The sequence below is a fragment of the Paraburkholderia sp. BR10937 genome, from assembly GCF_040965695.1.
In the GTDB taxonomy this organism is placed as follows: domain Bacteria; phylum Pseudomonadota; class Gammaproteobacteria; order Burkholderiales; family Burkholderiaceae; genus Paraburkholderia.
Genome location: NZ_JBFRCL010000074.1, coordinates 25,264 through 40,379, shown reverse-complemented (window position 1 = coordinate 40,379; position 15,116 = coordinate 25,264). Strand labels below are relative to the sequence as shown.

9 protein-coding genes and 2 pseudogenes are annotated in these 15,116 nt (G+C 66.4%); 5 read left to right on the top strand and 6 right to left on the bottom strand.

Annotated features, from left to right (window positions below; genetic code table 11):
• Together AB4Y44_RS37510 and AB4Y44_RS37505 are read left to right on the top strand one after the other, a co-directional pair.
• Window positions 1-302: pseudogene (locus tag AB4Y44_RS37510) on the top strand (ABC transporter ATP-binding protein); the annotation flags it as partial.
• Window positions 295-1,077, top strand: a complete 783-nt coding sequence (locus tag AB4Y44_RS37505) for a metal ABC transporter permease (RefSeq protein ID WP_368702325.1) — start codon at window positions 295-297, stop codon at window positions 1,075-1,077. The pseudogene AB4Y44_RS37510 and the gene AB4Y44_RS37505, both read left to right, overlap by 8 nt.
• A gap of 71 nt (window positions 1,078-1,148) precedes the next feature.
• Here the strand turns inward: AB4Y44_RS37505 and AB4Y44_RS37500 are convergent.
• Together AB4Y44_RS37500 and AB4Y44_RS37495 are read right to left on the bottom strand one after the other, a co-directional pair.
• Window positions 1,149-2,250 (bottom strand): annotated as a pseudogene (locus AB4Y44_RS37500) (S-(hydroxymethyl)glutathione dehydrogenase/class III alcohol dehydrogenase).
• A 40-nt stretch (window positions 2,251-2,290) separates the two neighbouring features.
• Window positions 2,291-3,769 (bottom strand): xylulokinase, encoded by a 1,479-nt coding sequence (locus AB4Y44_RS37495; RefSeq protein WP_368702324.1) that lies wholly within the window; start codon window positions 3,767-3,769, stop codon window positions 2,291-2,293.
• Between the two features lie 584 nt (window positions 3,770-4,353).
• Between AB4Y44_RS37495 and AB4Y44_RS37490 the strand changes: the two genes are divergently transcribed.
• Window positions 4,354-5,808, top strand: a complete 1,455-nt coding sequence (locus AB4Y44_RS37490) for a nucleobase:cation symporter-2 family protein (RefSeq protein ID WP_368702323.1) — start codon at window positions 4,354-4,356, stop codon at window positions 5,806-5,808.
• 245 nt (window positions 5,809-6,053) lie between these two features.
• On the opposite strand, the gene AB4Y44_RS37485 is transcribed toward AB4Y44_RS37490, so the two are convergent.
• The 3 genes from AB4Y44_RS37485 to AB4Y44_RS37475 are packed head-to-tail and all read right to left on the bottom strand — an operon-like array spanning window position 6,054 to window position 12,150.
• A complete protein-coding gene (locus tag AB4Y44_RS37485) occupies window positions 6,054-7,604 on the bottom strand; it encodes an efflux transporter outer membrane subunit (RefSeq protein WP_368702322.1) in 1,551 nt (516 codons plus the stop codon).
• A 1-nt stretch (window position 7,605) separates the two neighbouring features.
• Window positions 7,606-10,872 carry an efflux RND transporter permease subunit gene (locus tag AB4Y44_RS37480; protein ID WP_368702321.1) on the bottom strand — a complete coding sequence of 1,089 codons (3,267 nt, stop codon included), beginning with the start codon at window positions 10,870-10,872 and terminating at the stop codon, window positions 7,606-7,608.
• Window positions 10,873-10,887: 15 nt separating this feature from the next.
• On the bottom strand, window positions 10,888-12,150 hold the full coding sequence (locus tag AB4Y44_RS37475) for an efflux RND transporter periplasmic adaptor subunit (RefSeq protein ID WP_368702320.1): 1,263 nt from the start codon (window positions 12,148-12,150) through the stop codon (window positions 10,888-10,890).
• A gap of 435 nt (window positions 12,151-12,585) precedes the next feature.
• On the opposite strand from AB4Y44_RS37475, the gene AB4Y44_RS37470 reads away from it, so the two are divergent.
• On the top strand, window positions 12,586-13,239 hold the full coding sequence (locus AB4Y44_RS37470) for a TetR family transcriptional regulator (protein ID WP_368702319.1): 654 nt from the start codon (window positions 12,586-12,588) through the stop codon (window positions 13,237-13,239).
• Between the two features lie 68 nt (window positions 13,240-13,307).
• Here the strand turns inward: AB4Y44_RS37470 and AB4Y44_RS37465 are convergent, their stop codons facing one another.
• Window positions 13,308-13,949, bottom strand: coding sequence for a cysteine hydrolase family protein (locus tag AB4Y44_RS37465; protein WP_368702318.1), 642 nt, complete (start codon window positions 13,947-13,949; stop codon window positions 13,308-13,310).
• A gap of 139 nt (window positions 13,950-14,088) precedes the next feature.
• On the opposite strand from AB4Y44_RS37465, the gene AB4Y44_RS37460 reads away from it, so the two are divergent.
• Window positions 14,089-15,075: a helix-turn-helix domain-containing protein gene (locus tag AB4Y44_RS37460; RefSeq protein ID WP_368702317.1), complete on the top strand. Its 987-nt coding sequence runs from the start codon at window positions 14,089-14,091 to the stop codon at window positions 15,073-15,075.
• Window positions 15,076-15,116: the final 41 nt, after the last annotated feature.

The following is a 15,116-nucleotide window of genomic DNA, read 5'->3' as shown; positions in this document are numbered from 1 at the left end:
CCCACGAACTCAACCCGCTGCTCAACGCGCTCGACCGCGTGCTCTATCTCGGCAATGGCGTGGCCGCGCTCGGCAGCGTGGACGAAGTCATCACGGCGCCCGTGCTCTCGCGCCTCTACGGCTCGCCGATCGAAGTGATGCGCATGAAGGGCCGCATCTTCGTGATGTCGGGCGACGTGGAAGTCGAAAAGCACGACCACGAGCATGAGCACGACCACGGCGGCCACGGCCACGCGCACGGACACAGTCACGCCCACGGCAACAACAACGACAACACCCACGGCCACACGCACGATGCTTGAATACGATTTCATGGTGAACGCCTTCGCGGCGGCGGGCATCGTCGCGGTGCTCGCGGGCGTGGTGGGCTATTTCCTCGTGATGCGCGGTCAGACCTTCGCGGGCCACGCGCTCTCACACGTGGGTTTCACGGGCGCGACGGGCGCCGTGCTGCTCGGCGTCTCGCCGATGTGGGGCATGGTGGGCTTCACGCTCGCCGCTGGCGTTTCGATGGGCGCGCTCGGCGAAAAGCTCGCGGGCCGCGATGTGGCGATCGGCGTGATCCTTTCGCTCGCGCTCGGCTTCGGCCTCTTGTTTCTGCACTTCTTCACGTCGTATGCCACGCAGGTCACGGCGCTGCTGTTCGGCAACGTGCTCGGCGTGAACCGCGAGACGCTCGGCGTGCTGGCCGCCCTCGCCGTGGCGAGTCTCGCGGCGCTGGCCGCCATCATGCGGCCGCTGCTGTTCGCCTCGCTGCAGCCCGAACTCGCCGAAGCGAAGGGCGTGTCGCTGCGCGCGGTCTCGATGCTGTTCCTCGCCATCGCCGCGCTCGCGGTGGCCGCGTGCACGCAGATCGTCGGCGTGCTGCTCGTCTTTACGCTGATGGTCGGTCCGGCCGCCGCCGCGCAGAATCTCACCACGCGCCTGTCCACCGGCCTCGTGCTCGCCGCGCTGCTCGCGCTCGTGCAGGCATGGCTCGGCGTGACGCTCGCCTTCTACACCGACTGGCCCACCAGCTTCTGGATCACCGCGCTCGCCGCGCTCGTCTACGGCGCGAGTCTGATCGAGCGTCGCTAGCACGCTGTACGCGCCATGAAAAAGGCGTTGCCCCTCGCGGTGGCAACGCCTTTTTTGCTGTTACGCCTCGCTCAGTAGAGCACGACCGAGCGGATCGACTCGCCCTTTTTCATGAGGTCGAAGCCTTGGTTGATCTGGTCGAGTTCGAGCGTGTGCGTGATCAGATCGTCGATGTTGATCTTGCCTTCCATGTACCAGTCGACGATCGTCGGCACGTCGGTGCGCCCGCGCGCGCCGCCGAACGCCGAGCCTTTCCATTGGCGGCCCGTGACGAGCTGAAACGGGCGCGTGCTGATCTCCTCGCCGGCCGCCGCCACGCCGATGATGAACGACTGGCCCCAGCCCTTGTGCGTGCATTCGAGCGCCTCGCGCATCACCTTCGTGTTGCCGATGCATTCGAACGAATAGTCGGCGCCGCCATCGGTCAGTTGCACGATGTAATCGACGATGTTCTCCACATCGTTCGGATCGACGAAATGCGTCATGCCAAACTGCTTTGCGAGTTCGACGCGCTTCGGGTTGATATCCACGCCGATGATCTTGTCGGCGCCCACCATCTTCGCGCCCTGGATCACGTTCAGGCCAATGCCGCCCAGGCCGAACACCGCCACGTTCGCGCCCGCTTCCATTTTCGCCGAGTACACCACGGCGCCCACGCCCGTCGTCACGCCGCAGCCGATATAGCAGACCTTGCCGAACGGCGCGTCCTCACGGATTTTCGCCACGGCGATTTCCGGCACGACGATGTAGTTCGAGAACGTCGACGTGCCCATGTAGTGATAGAGCGGCTTGCCGCCCAGCGAGAAGCGCGAGGTGGCGTCGGGCATGAGGCCCTTGCCTTGCGTCGCGCGAATGGCCTGACACAGGTTCGTCTTGCGCGAGAGACAGAATTTGCACTGGCGGCATTCCGGCGTGTAAAGCGGAGTGGTCGCCTTTCCTCACCGTGCCCACGCCCGCACCGACATCGACCACGATGCCCGCGCCTTCATGGCCGAGGATCGCCGGAAAGATTCCTTCCGGGTCCGCGCCCGAGAGCGTGTAGTAATCGGTATGGCAGATGCCCGTCGCCTTCACCTCGATCAGCACCTCGCCGGCGCGCGGACCTTCCAGATCCACTTCCTCGATCGTCAGCGGGGTCCCGGCTTTCCATGCGACGGCGGCTTTCGTCTTCATCTTCGCTGCTCCTGTGTCTCGGTGATGTCGATACGCCTCATCACGGTGCCGGTGCAAACCAGGTTCGCACGCGGCCATACAGATCGATGAAGCGCGCATAGCGCTGCGCGAGCGCGGCGTCCTCGCGCGGCGACGCCACCAGCGTCGCGGCCGGCGCAAGCGCCGCGAGGTCGCTCATGCGCCAGTGCCCGCACGCGAGGCCGCCCAGCATCGCGGCGCCGCGCGCCGCTGCGTTCGGGCAGTCGATCGCGTAGAGGTCCGCGTCGAGCGTGTCGGCGAGCAACTGCCGCCAGCGCGCGTCCACGGAGCCGCCGCCCGCGAGCTTGAGCGTCGGCACACTGCGCGCATCCCGCGTGCCTCCATCGGCGGCTTCATGGGTGCTGCGCACGGCGTCGAGGCCCGCGCGCAACGCGAACGTGACGCCTTCGAACGCCGCGCGCATGAGCGTGCCGCGCGAGTCGCCGAGCGAAGCGCCCAGCCAGCCGCCGCGCGCCGCCGGGTCGAGCCACGGCGAGCGCTCGCCGCTCAGGTAAGGCAGGAACGCGAGCGTCGCCGACGGCGGCACGGCGAACGCATCCGCGTAAGCCGAAGCCCAGTCGTAGGCCAGCCAGCCGCGTGCCGCTTCCAGCGCCACGCCCACGTTCTGCATGGCGGCCATGGTGTACCACCCGCCCGTCGCCGAGCGGTAGCGATGCAGCCCGCGCCGCGCGGGCGGCTCGCTGCGCGCGGTCACGACGATCTGGCCGCCCGTGCCGGTCGTGAGGAGCGCGTCGCCTTCGTCGGCCAGGCCACTGCCGAACGCGGCGCAAGGCGTGTCGCCCGCGCCCGTCGCGAGCGCGATGCCAGCGGGCAGCCCGAGCGCCTGGGCGGCCTGCGCGCTCAGCGCGCCGCTCGCTTCATGCGACGCGGCAAGCGGCGCGAACCACCGCGCCGGCAGTCCCAGCCGCTCGATTAACGCGAAGTCCCACGCGCCATCGGGTGCGGCGAGCGCCGTCGCGCACGCGTCCGAGGGATCGGCGTGGAACGCGCCACCCAGCGCCACGCGCAACCAGTCTTTCGGCTGCAGCGCCCAGCGCGCGGCTTGGGCGACTTGCGGCTCATGCTGCAGGACCCAGCGCAGCAGCGGCCCCGCCATGCCGGGCGCCACGGGGTTGGGCTGCGCGTGTTCGGCGTCGTCGGGCCACGCGTCGAGCAGCGCATGCGCGCGCGTGTCGGGCCAGAGCATCGCGGGGCGCAACGCGCGGCCCGCTGCGTCGGTGAGCACGACGCCGTGCATCTGTCCGGAAAAGCCGATTGCCCGCACCGCGGCGCGCTCGCTCTCCGGCAATCGCGCGCAGGCCACGACGAGCGCGTCCCACCACCGATCCACGGCGATCTCGGCCCAGCCGGGCTGCGGTGTTTCGAGCGCATAGGCCACGCTCGCGGCGGCACGCTCGACGCCATCGCCATCGATGATGCCGAGCTTGAGTGAACCGGTGCCGAGGTCGATGCCGAGAAAACGCGTCTGCGATGGGCTCATGGGGAACGCTGTGCGAGGTGGGTGAGGACGGGAAGAACGATCATACCGGCGAGCACGCCGCCGAATGTGCGTTAAGCGGGGGATTCAAACCTGCCGCGAACCCGCGTGCAACGCAGCCGATTTCGACGCGAATCATGCCCATTCGCGGGTTAACCCGTTGGGTGTTCGCGAGGTGCAAAATGGCTCACATTGCGCATTCGAAATAGAGATCATAACGACGCTGACATAGGTGACATGACCCGCTGGGCATCGCCGGCCTCACTTCGAGCCACCTGCACGCGCTCCGCCATGGCGCCGTACCGCCACGGCCGCACCGCGGCACCCACAGCGCGAAGCCGCCCAATCGCCGCAAACAGGGGCCTCCCCGCCTTGCGCCGCCGCACGCGCGGTCCGAACCGGCGCCTCGCGACGCCGCCATGATGCCGCCACGCGCGCCGATCCCACCCTTATGTCGCCGGCCCATCCCGACGCGCGCATATCGTCGCCGGAAAGCACGGAATAGTCTCCAGTGGTCTTGTTGCCTATTTTCTTACCGCATACCTTGGAGGCCATATCCCTTAAACAAAGAGACGGAGACAGACGACATGCAAGCCAAGGGCATTGAGGACCAGGCCGCCCAGCGGTCTGGCCAGAAGCAGGTCCACCCCTGCGACGAGCGCCTGCCGTTTAGCCAGCTGCTGACACTCGGCATCCAGCACGTGCTCGTGATGTACGCAGGCGCGGTGGCCGTGCCGCTCATCGTCGGCGGCGCGATCGGGCTGCCGAAGGACCAGATCGCCTTTCTCATCAGCGCCGACCTGTTCGCCTGCGGCATCGCCACGCTGATCCAGACGCTCGGCCTGTGGATCTTCGGCATCCGCCTGCCCGTGATCATGGGCTGCACGTTCGCCTCGGTGGGCCCGATGATCGCCATCGGCACCAATCCGTCGCTCGGCCTGCTCGACATCTTCGGCTCGACCATCGCGGCGGGCGCAATCGGCATCGTGATCGCGCCGATGATCGGCAAGCTGCTGCGCTTCTTCCCGCCTGTCGTGGTGGGCACCGTGATCGCGGTGATCGGCCTCTCGCTCATGGAAGTGGGCATCAACTGGGCTGCGGGCGGCGTGGGCAACCCCGACTATGGGAACCCCATCTACCTCGGCCTCTCGCTGCTCGTACTGATGCTGATCCTGCTCATCAACAAGTTCGGACGCGGCTTCATCGCCAATATCTCGGTGCTGCTCGGCATCGTCGCGGGCTTCGCCATTGCGCTTGCACTCGGCCGCGTGAATCTCGAAGGCATGGCGAGCGCGCCGTGGGTCGGCATCGTCATGCCGTTCCACTTCGGCATGCCGAAGTTCCACGTCCTGCCGATCGCGACGATGGTGATCGTGATGTTCGTGACCTTCATCGAATCGACGGGCATGTTCCTCGCCGTGGGCGACATGGTCGAGCGCCCCGTCGATCAGGCCACACTCGTGCGCGGCCTGCGTGTGGACGGTCTCGGCACGATGATCGGCGGCATTTTCAACTCGTTCCCGCATACGTCGTTCTCGCAGAACGTGGGGCTCATCGGCGTGACGGGCGTGAAGAGCCGCTATGTGTGCGCGATGGGCGGCGTGATTCTCGTGCTGCTCGGGCTCTTCCCGAAGATGGCGCAGATGGTCGCCTCGGTGCCCGCTTTCGTACTGGGCGGCGCAGGCATCGTGATGTTCGGCATGGTGGCGGCGAACGGCATCAAGGTGCTCTCGCGCGTGGACTTCGTGAAGAACCAGCACAACCTCTTCATCGTGGCCGTGAGCGTGGGTTTCGGCCTCGTGCCGGTAGTGTCGCCGCACTTCTTCGCCAAGCTGCCGCCCGCGCTTTCGCCGCTGCTCCATAGCGGCATCCTGCTTGCTTCGGTTTCGGCGGTGGTGCTGAACCTGATCTTCAACGGTGCCAGGAGCGAGAAAGCCGCCGAGCGCGCCATCCGCCGCGCCGGACACGATCTCGAAGGCCGTCCGGATGCGGAACAGACGCCAGACGCGGGCCACGAAATGCCGCGCTCGGCCGCGCATTGAGTCGATCGCAGTGAGCCAATCGAAGCGGGTTTGAACGTATTGAGTTGACGCGAGAGGTGCCCCGCTCGCAGGTGCCCATCCATGCACATGGCGGGCGGGGTCTTTTGCTGGTTCGGCGCCATGGGAAACCATGGCGCTTTTTTTTCGTCCTTGCGTTGCGCACGCTCACGCGCAAAAAAAAACGCCACGGTCTCCCGTGGCGTTCTGGCTTCCGGTTCCGAAGCCGTAGCGCGAACCGTAGCGCGTTACCCCGTCGTAGCCGCCGAAGCCGCCACCGGCGCGCTGGCCGCGCCGTAATCGGCCGGCGCATCGGGTTCGCGCGGCGTCTCGCCCGCATGCGCGATCCAGCCGCCGCCCAACGCGCGATACAGATCGACGAGGTTGGTCAGGCGCGCGAGGCGCGCCGTGACGAGCGACTGCTGCGCCGTGTAGAGGCTGGTCTGCGCGGCCAGCACCGGCAGATAGCTGTCCACGCCGTTCTTGTAGCGCAGTTCCGAAAGCGTGAGCGAGCGTTGGTTCGCAAAGGTGCTGCGCTCGAGTGCGGCGATCTGCTCATCGTAGGTGCCGCGCGCAGCCAGGCCGTCGGCCACTTCGCGGAACGCCGACTGGATCGACTTCTCGTAGTTGGCGATCTCGATGCGCTTCTCGACGTTCGCGAGTTGCAGGTTCGCGATGTTCGAACCGCCTTCGAAGATCGGCAGCGTGATCTGCGGCACGAAGCTCCACGCCGCCGTGCCGGCCTTGAAGAGCCCGCCGAGCGACAGGCTTTCGGTGCCGAACGCCGCCGTGAGCGAGATCTTCGGGAAGAACGCCGCACGCGCCGCGCCGATGTTGGCGTTTGCCGCGAGCAGTGTCTCTTCGGCCTGCATGATGTCCGGGCGACGCGTGAGCAGATCCGAAGGCAGGCCTGCCGGAATGTCGTTGAGCAGGGCCTGGCCGTCGAGCGGCAGGCCTTGCGGCAGATCCGCCGGCAGCGGCTCGCCGATCAGCAGCACGAGCGCGTTTTCGGCCTGGGCGCGTGCGCGCAGTTGCGCCTGCATGTTGGCCTGCGCGTTCTCGACCACGGTTTGCGCCTGACGCAAATCGAGTTCGGTGCCGGTGCCCGTATCGAACTGCGCCTTCGCGATGTTGTACGAGTCCTGCGCCGTCTTGAGCGTTTCCTGCGTGACCTTGAGGAGGTCGTCGTCGGAGAGCATGGTCAGGTACTGGTCCGCGACTTCCGAAACCAGCGTGATCTCGGCCGCCTTGCGCGCATACGCCGTCGAGAGGTACTGCGCCAACGCCTGGTCCTTCAGGCTGCGGATGCGCCCCCAGAAGTCCAGTTCCCATGACGCCTGCACGCCCACGTTGTAGACGCTGTACGGATTATTCACCGTGGTCTGGAAGTTCCTCGGCACGCGCGTGCGCGTGTCCGAAGCCACACCGTTGATCGCCGGGAACAGTTCGGCGCGCGTGATCTGATACTGCGCGCGCGCCGCCTCGACGTTGAGCACCGACACGCGCAGATCGCGGTTGTTCTTCAGCGCGATGTCCACGAGCTGCTGCAGGCGCGGATCGACGAAGAATTCGCGCCAGCCGATGTCGGTCGCCGCGGCGCCATTGGCGCTCGGGGCGGCCTGGCCGTTCTGGCCATTCGCGCCCGCAGCAGCGGGCTGCGTGGCGTACACGCCGCCCTGCGGGAAGCTCTGCGACACCGGCGCTTCGGGCCGGTGGTACCAAGGCTCCATCGTGCAACCCGCGAGGAGCGCGGCGGCCACCGCTGCGGCGGCCGCTGCAATTACGGATAGTTTATGCATCTCAATGTCCTTCCTTGCCCGGGCCGTCGCCGTTGCCACCTTCGCCACCACGGTCGTTGCCACCCTGACCGCCGGCGCCGCCACCATTCGCGCCATTGTCCTGGTCATGGTCGTGCGCGTGGTGCTCTTCGTAGTGCTGGAGCGCGACGTCGGCGTCTTCCTTCTCGCCGGCGAACTTTGCGCGGATCACCACGAAGAACATCGGGATCATGAAGATCGCGAGGAACGTGGCCGTGATCATCCCGCCGATCACGCCCGTGCCGATCGCGTGCTGCGAAGCCGAACCCGCGCCGTTACTGATCGCGAGCGGCAGCACGCCGAGAATGAACGCCATCGACGTCATGAGAATCGGCCGCAGACGCAGTCGCGAAGCTTCGAGCGCCGCCTCGATCGGTCCCATCTTTCCCTCGGCCTGCAGGTCGCGCGCGAACTCCACAATCAGAATCGCGTTCTTCGCCGACAGACCCACAGTGGTTAGCAGGCCCACCTGGAAGAACACGTCGTTCTCGAGGCCGCGCAAGGTCACCGCCAGCAGCGCACCGAGCACGCCGAGCGGCACCACCATGATGACCGCGAACGGAATCGACCAGCTTTCATACAGCGCCGCAAGACACAGGAACACGACGAGGATCGAAATGCCGTACAGGATCGGCGCCTGCGAGCCCGACTGGCGCTCCTGATACGAGAGCCCCGTCCATTCGTAGCCGATACCCGCGGGCAACTTCGCCGCGATCTGCTCCATGGCCGTCATGGCCTGGCCGGTCGACTTGCCCTGCCCCGCCTGACCCTGGATTTCCAGAGCGGAAATGCCGTTGTAGCGTTCGAGCTTCGGCGAACCGAAGGTCCAGCGGCCTTTCGCGACCGAGCCGAACGGCGCCATTCCGCCCGCGCTGTTGCGCACGTACCAGAGGTTCATGTCCTCGGGCGTCATGCGGAACGGTGCATCGGCCATCACGTACACCTTCTTGATACGGCCGTCCGTGTCGAGGAAGTTGTTCACGTACGCCGACGCCCACGCGATCGAGAAGGTCTGGTCGACCGCGGCCGCCGTCACACCGAGCGCCTCGGCCTTTTCCCGGTCGATGTCCACCGTGAACTGCGGCGTGTCGTTCAGGCCGTTCGGGCGCACAAGTGCGAGCGTCGGATCCTTCGCAGCCATGCCGAGCAGCATGTTGCGCGCTTCCATCAGCTTCTCGTGACCGAGACCTCCGCGGTCCTGCAATTCGAAGTCGAAGCCCGACGCGGTGCCGAGTTCAGGAATCGAAGGCGGATTCACCGGGAACACCATCGCGTCCTTGTAGCCCGCATAGTGCATGAACATACGCCGCACCAGCGCCTGGACCTTCTGGTCCGCGTTCTGACGCTGCTTGTAGTCCTTCATCCGTACGAACACGAGACCCGAGTTCTGGCCACGGCCCGCGAAGCTGAAGCCGTTCACCGTGAACACCGACTCGACGATGCTGCCTTCGTCCTTGAGCAGCCAGTTCTGGATGTTGGCGAGCGTGCGTGCCGTCGTTTCCTGGGTCGAGCCCACGGGCGTCTGCACGATCACGAACATCGTGCCCTGGTCTTCATCGGGCAGGAACGACTTCGGCAGGCGCACGAACAGCAGACCAACCGCGACGATCACCGCGAGATAGATGATGAGCCAGCGGCCCGAGCGCTTGATCACGTGGTGCACGCCGGAGTGATACTTGTCGCGGCTCGTCTCGAACGTACGGTTGAACCAGCCGAAGAAGCCCTTCTTCTCTTCGTGATGACCCTTCGGAATCGGCTTGAGAATGGTCGCGCACAACGCCGGCGTGAGAATCAGCGCGACGAGCACGGACAGCACCATCGCCGCCACGATCGTGAGCGAGAACTGCCGGTAGATGGCGCCGACCGAGCCGCCCGAGAACGCCACCGGCACGAACACCGCGGAAAGCACGAGCGCCACGCCAACGAGTGCGCCGGTAATCTGGCCCATCGCCTTGCGGGTGGCCTCCTTCGGCCCTAACCCCTCTTCCACCATCACCCGCTCGACGTTCTCCACGACCACGATCGCGTCGTCCACCAGCAGGCCGATGGCGAGCACGAGACCGAACATCGACAGCGTGTTGATCGAGAAGCCCACCGCCGCCATGATCGCGAACGTGCCCAGCAGCACCACCGGCACCGCGATCGTCGGAATCAACGTCGCGCGCAGATTCTGCAGGAACAGGTACATCACGAGGAACACGAGCACGATGCCTTCCAGCAGCGTCTTGATCACTTCCTCGATCGACAGGCGCACGAACGGCGTCGTGTCGTACGGGTACTTCACGACGAGACCGTGCGGGAAGTACCTCGAGAGGTCGTCGATCTTCTGGCGCACGAGCTTCGCGGTCTGCAGCGCGTTGGCGCCCGTCGCGAGCTGAATGCCCAGACCGGCCGTCGGCGCACCGTTGTACTTCGTGTCGAAGTTGTAGTTTTCGCCACCCAGACCAATACGCGCCACGTCCTTCAAGCGCACCTGCGAGCCGTCCTGGTTCACCTTCAGCAGGATGTTGCCGAACTGCTCGGGCGTCTGCAGCAGCGTCGATTCGGTGATGGTCGCCTGGAACGCCTGCCCCGCCACCGCCGGCGTGCCGCCCAGCTGACCGCCCGCGATCTGCACGTTCTGCGCGGTGATTGCCGCTGTGACGTCGGTTGGCGTTAGCTGGAAGTTCGTGAGCTTGTTTGGATCGAGCCAGACACGCATCGCGTACTGCGAGCCGAACAGCGTGACCGTACCCACGCCGTCGATACGGCTGATCGGGTCTTTCACGTTCGACGCCACGTAGTTCGCGAGGTCGTACTTGGTCATGCTGCCGTCTTCGGACACGAACGCGAGCACCAGCAGGAAGCTGCTGCTCGATTTCGTGACGCTGATACCGAGCTGCTGCACCACCTGCGGCAGGATCGGCGTGGCGAGCTGCAACTTGTTCTGCACCTGCACCTGCGCGATGTCCGGGTTAGTACCCGCCGCGAACGTCAGCGTGATCGTAGCCGTGCCCGAGTCATCGGAAGTCGACGAGATGTACAGCAGGTGGTCGAGACCGCTCATCTGCTGCTCGATCACCTGCGTGACCGTGTTTTCCACCGTCTTGGCCGATGCGCCCGGATAGTTCGCGCTGATCTGGATGGAAGGCGGCGCGATGGTCGGATACTGCGCGACCGGCAGCGTGAACACCGACGCCACACCCGCCAGCATCAGGATGATGGCGATCACCCATGCAAAGATTGGGCGATCAATAAAGAACTTTGCCATGAAGCAGGCTCCCCGTTATTGCGCTGCGGAGGCGGCAGGTGCAGCCGAGGCAGCCTTCGGCCCCGATGCGGCGCTGGCGGCGTTCGCGTAGCCCGAAGCCGTTGCCATGTCGGCCGAAGGCGCGCCCTGCGGCGGCGGCGGCGGCAGCTGCGCGGGAACCGGCTTGACCTGCGCACCCGGCTTGACCTTGTCGGTGCCCTGAACGATCACGCGGTCGCCGGCGTTCAGACCGCTCTGAACGACCCAGTCCTGACCCTGCGTGCCCGCCGTGGTGATCGGCGTCGGCACGACCTTGTTGTCCTGGTTGACGACGTACACCGAGGCCTGCCCCTTCTGGTCGTGCTGCACGCCGACCTGCGGCACGAGGAACGCGTTGTTGTTGATGCCTTCTTCGATGCGCGCGCGCACGAACATGCCCGGCAGCAGCACGCGGTCGGCGTTCGGGAAAATCGCGCGAACCGTGACCGAGCCCGTGGTCTGGTCGACGGTGACGTCGGAGAACTGGAGCTTGCCCTTTTCCGAATAGGTGCGGCCGTCTTCGAGGACGAGCGAGACCTTGGCGGCGTTCGGGCCGTTGGTCTTCAGGCGTCCTTCCTGGATCTCGCGGCGCAGCTTCAGGCCTTCGAGACTGGACTGCGTGACGTCCACGTACATCGGATCGAGCTGCTGCACCGTCGACATCAACGTGGCCGCGCTCGCCTGCACGTAGGCGCCCGGCGTGACCTGCGAGATGCCGACCTGGCCCGAGACCGGCGAAGTGACGTCGGTGTAGCCGAGGTTGATCTGTGCCGTGTCGACGGCGGCCTTGCCGGCGGCGACGTCGGCTGCGGCCTGGCCCTGGGCGGAAATGGCGTTGTCGTAGTCCTGCTTGCTCACCGCGTTGGCCTGCACCAGCACCTTGTAGCGCGCGACCAGCGCGTTCTGCGTGACGAGGTTGGCCTGCGCCTTGGCGAGCGTGGCCTTGGCATTGTTCAGCGCGGCGATGTACGGCGCCGGATCGATCTTGTAGAGCCGCTGACCGGCCTTGACGAGCGCGCCTTCGGTGAATTCGCGGCGCAGCACGATGCCGTCCACCCGTGCGCGCACTTGCGCGACGAGGTAGGCACTGGTACGGCCGGGCAGCTCGGAGACGACCGGCACGGCGGTCGGCTGGAGGGTGACGATACCCACTTCGGGGGTTTGCGGCGGCGGCGCCGACTGCTTTTGCCCGCAGGCTGCGAGCACGATGGCAGCCGTCGCGACACTGATTAGGCGGAATGGAACCCGTTCGACGCGCATGGAGCGACCTCTGTCTATAACTGACAATAAAAGCGTGCGGCGTCCTGCAACGAGGAGGACGACCACGCACGCCAGCATCTGGCAAATACCTGACGGATAAACCCGGTACTTCTTCTAGAAAGGCGCGTTCCGGTCTGCACATCCGTCCGGGCGATACTGCCGCGCGCCGCCGCGAGAGGCGTCGCGCATTGGGGTTTCTACGACCACTTGGCCAAGGACGGATATTAACCGGACATCACCACTTGAGGCACCCAGGTGGTGGGGTGCTATTATAGATACATTCGCGAACGAATGTAAAAGGACGTTACGTAACCGTTGAGTGGTACTTCAGGAGCGATCCGCGCATCACCTCTATATTACAAATCAATACATTACGGTTCGCACCCCAAATACATTTATTCCCCCTAACCCACTGCAACGCACTGACTTTACAAAATGGTCCGCCGCACGAAAGAGGAAGCGCTGGAGACGCGCAACCGGATCCTCGACGCCGCCGAACACGTCTTTTACGAAAAGGGCGTGTCGCGCACTTCGCTGGCCGACATCGCCCAGACTGCGGGCGTGACGCGCGGCGCGATTTATTGGCATTTCGAGAACAAGGGCGACCTGTTCACGGCCATGTTCGACCGCGTGGTGCTGCCGCTCGACGAGCTGAAGGTGGCATCGACCGATCCCGGCGAGCCCGACCCGCTCGGGCGCATGCGCGATCTATGCATTCTGTGTCTGCGCAATACGGCCACCGACGTACGCCGCCGCCGCGTGTTCGAGATCCTGTTCCTGAAGTGCGAGTTCGTCGAGGAGATGGGCCCCGTGATGGCGCGCCATCAGACCGATATGCGCGAGGGGCTGGCCAGCATCGAGCAGGGTTTGCGCAATGCGATGTCGAAGGGTCAGCTGCCCGCCGACCTCGACCCGAAGCGCGCTTCGCGCGTGCTCCATTCGTTCATCGGCGGCGCGCTGCGCGATATGGCGATCCTGCCGGACGTGTTCGACGTGGCGAGCAACGCCGAACTGCACGTCGACGCGATGCTCGACGCGCTGCGCTTCAGCTCGTCACTGCGCATCGGGGCGGGCGAGCCGGACGCCTGAGCCCTGCGCGCGCAGTTCCCGGATCGACCGAGGCGGCCCGCTGACGAGGCCGCCTTTTTCTTGAGCGCTCAGGCCGGCACGCGGTTCGCGCGGGCCCGCTGATTCGACGCGTAGATGTTGTCGCGCGCGAGCGGCACGCCTTTTTCGACGGCGGCAAGCCAGGCATCCGTGCTCACGACCGCCGCGAAGCGCGTGTGCATCACCACGCTGAACGCGCGGTGGATCTCCTCGGCGCTCGCCGTTCCCGCCTCGTTTGCATACGGCACCGCACCGGTCGCATCGGCCAGAAACTCCACGGCAAGACCCGCGTGGGTCGCCTCGAACACCGTCGAAGCGTCACAGTTGTGCGTCATGTAGCCCACCACCGTGAGCGTGTCGATGCCGCGCCCGGCCAGCCAGGCCTTGAGATCGGTGCCCGCGAAGGCGCTCGGCAGCGCTTTTTCGACATAGTGATCGCGCTCGCGCGAGGCCACGACCGGATGCAACTCGGCGCCCACGCTGCCGCTCGCGAAGAGCGGCGAATCCGCCGGGGCGACGTTCTGCACCACCACGACCGGCACGCCAGCGGCGTGCGCGGCGTCGATCGCGCGGCCGATATTGGCGAGCGACGTCTCGATGGGGGGATATTCGATCGGCAGATCGCCGCTGACATATTCGTTCTGCACGTCGATGACGACGAGCGCCCGGCGCGGATTCGCGGACATGGCCATGCCTCCTGGGATTGAGAGAAACCGACCGGTCCGAAGACGCGCAGTCGATGGCGGGATTGTGGCGCCGCGTGCACCCACGCGACAGTGGCCCGGATGACAACTTTCGCTAGAATCGGGCCATTCCTCTTCGGGACTCGTCATGGCCGCTGCTATCCGTCAGGCTCCTTCACCGACCCCGTTGCGCGTCGCCGTGATCGCGTTCGACCGCATCAGCCCGTTCCATCTCTCGGTGCCTTGCGTCGTGTTCGGCGAATCCCGCAGCGAAGGCGGCGTGCCGCCGTTCGAACTCGCCGTCTGCGCGGCGGAGCCCGGCACGCTCACGACCACGGCAGGCTTCACGATCGGCGCGCCGCACGGCCTCGAGGGGCTGCGCGGCGCGGACGTGATCGTCGTGCCCAGCTGGCGCGACACCCACGAGGCGCCGCCCGCCGCGCTTTGCGACGCGCTGCGCGACGCGCACGCGAGCGGCGCGATCCTCGTCGGGCTCTGCCTCGGCGCCTACGTGCTCGCGCATGCGGGCCTGCTCGACGACCGCCCGGGCACCACGCACTGGGCCGCCGCCGACGACTTCGCGCAGCGCTTTCCGGCCGTGCGCTTCGACCCCGGCGTGCTCTACATCGACGACGGCGACCTGCTGACCTCGGCGGGCACGGCGGCGGGACTCGACTGCTGTCTGCATCTCATGCGGCGCCTGTGCGGCTCGGGCGCCGCGAACTATGTGGCGCGGCGGCTCGTCGTGCCGCCGCATCGCCAGGGCAACCAGGCCCAGTACGTACAGCAGCCACTCGCGGCGGCCGGGCGCGGCGAGCGTCTACCGGGTCTGCTCGACTGGATTCGCGCCCACCTCGACGCGCCCCACACGCTCGACTCGCTCGCGCAGCGCGCCCTGATGAGCCGGCGCACCTTCACGCGCCAGTTCCGTTCGACGACGGGAACGACGGTGAGCGCGTGGCTGCTCGGCGAGCGCCTCGCCCGCGCGCAGCAGCTGCTCGAAAGCACCGATCAGCCGATCGACGCGATCGCCCAACGCGCGGGCTTCGGCTCGGCTGCGTCGCTGCGTCAGCATTTCGTGGAGGCGTTCAGGATTTCGCCGTCGGCGTGGCGGCGGGAGTTTCGGGGGGCGTGAACGTTTCTTTGCGCGGTCCGGCGGGCGGCGCGCCGCCCGCC